This window comes from Curtobacterium sp. B8, assembly GCF_000333315.1.
Classification (GTDB): Bacteria; Actinomycetota; Actinomycetes; order Actinomycetales; family Microbacteriaceae; genus Curtobacterium; species Curtobacterium luteum.
Genome location: NZ_BACW01000425.1, coordinates 1 through 1,855 on the forward strand (window position 1 = coordinate 1; position 1,855 = coordinate 1,855).

The window sequence follows — 1,855 nt, forward strand, 5'->3', positions numbered from 1 at the left end:
GGCGATGCCGACGATCGATCCGGTCGTGACGGTGATCGGCCACGTGTGCGTGAGCACGGCCGAGGTTCGGGTGGTGGTGGACACGGGGCTGACCTCCTCGCTGGAGACGTCCGGGCGCACGGCGACGACGTGGGTACGACGAGGAGCTGCGCGCTCGAGCTGTGGATGTGTGTGGTGGGTACGACTCCACGGCGAGTGCGCCCCTCCAGTGTTGCACGCCCTGTCGGGCGACCGCGAGGGGGTGCCGCTGAGAACTTCCTCGGAGCGCTCCAACGGCGCGGTGGCGGGCATTGTTCCCGGAACGCAGAACGGGGTGGGACCGAGCGGTCCCACCCCGTTCGACGACAGGTGTCAGTCGTCCGCGCGTACCCGACGGCGGTGCCGCGCCGAGCGGTACGTCAGGACCCCGGCCCCGAGCAGGACGAGCACGGCCGCCGCGAGTGCCGCCGGCGCGACGTCGGCGCCCGTGTACGCCAGCTCACCGGTCGCCGGACCCGACCCGGACGACACGACCGGAACCGTGGTCGGCGTCGGCGTGGCTGTGGCGGTGGGCGTCGCTGTCGGCGTGGGGCTGGGCGACACCGGCGCGGCGACCACGAGGTCGACGACGGTCACCACGACGGTGGCGTCCGGACCCGAGGTGAACCCCACGGTGCTGTCGCTGCCGCTCACGGAGACCGTGTAGTCGCTGGCCGGGTCGAGGCCCTCGAGCGTGTACCCGCCGTCGGTGCCGGTGGTGGCGGTCACCGGCGACGCGCCGGAGTCGGCGGCGTCGGGCGTCGCCGTGACGGTCCGACCGGCCGCGGGGGCCCCGGTCGTGTCGACGACCCGACCGGTGGCGGTCGTGGTGACGGCCTCCGGTGCCGGGGGTGTGCGGTACGCGAAGCTCCGGTCCGCGGCCGAGCCACCGGTGACCGTGACCGGTCCTCCGTCCGGGCTCACGAGTTCGGCGTCGGCGCGCGGCTGCTGCACGGCCACGGTGTACGTGCCCGGGATCGTCGAGAAGGAGTACTTGCCGTCGGCGTCCGTCACGGCGCTGGCCACCACCGTGGTGCCGTCGAGCAGTTGCACGGTCACGCCGGCCTGCGGCGCGCCGTCGAGGACCACCGCGCCGCCGACGCTCCCGACCGCCGTGGTCTCGATCGGGTCGACCACCGTGGGCGCTGCGGGTGGGACCGCGCCCGTCCTCACCGTCTCTGGAGCGGCGCCGTCCACCGCCACCATGACGTCCGTCTCCGGGGACAGGCCCGACCCGGTGTAGTAGCCGTCGTCGTTCGTGACGGTCTCGATGGGGTTCGCGGGGTCGGCCGGGTCGGTGATGACGACCGGGACGTCCGCGGCCGGGTTGCCACCGGGGTCCGTGACCTGTCCGATGATCGACACGGTGCCGGACGGGGCCGTGAACGGGAAGTCCGCCGTCCCGTTCGTGCCGTCGAGCGACACCGTCTGGGTCGCGAGCTCCGGCCGGATCTCAGCACCCGGCACCGGCGTGATCGTGACCGTGTACCCGGGGAGCTGCGGGAGCTGCGGGAACGCGTACGTGCCGTCGGCCGCCGTCGTGGTCGTGTAGACCGTGCCGCGCGGAGCGGTCACCGTCACCCGGGCGCCCGGGACCGGTGCGCCGTCGAGGGTCGCCGTACCGGTGAGCGCGGCGGTGCTGTTGGCGAACCAGGTCTGGTACACGGGGAATCCGCTGCGACGCTCGTACGTGATCGTCAGGCTCGTGAGCGGGACGGTCGGGGTGAACCACGCGGTCGCGCCCGCGGTGTCCACGGCGCCGGCGTTGCCGGTGAGGGTCAGCGTGGCCGGTTCCCACGTCGGGACGTCCCGCCCCGTCGTGCCGTCGGGGTCGGCC

The 1,855-nt window shown here is 73.9% G+C and carries 1 protein-coding gene; it reads right to left on the bottom strand.

Annotated features, from left to right (window positions below):
• Nucleotides 1-351: 351 nt before the first annotated feature.
• Nucleotides 352-1,855: carboxypeptidase regulatory-like domain-containing protein (locus tag I59_RS11005; protein WP_031273629.1), on the bottom strand; the 1,504-nt coding region annotated here is incomplete at its 5' end.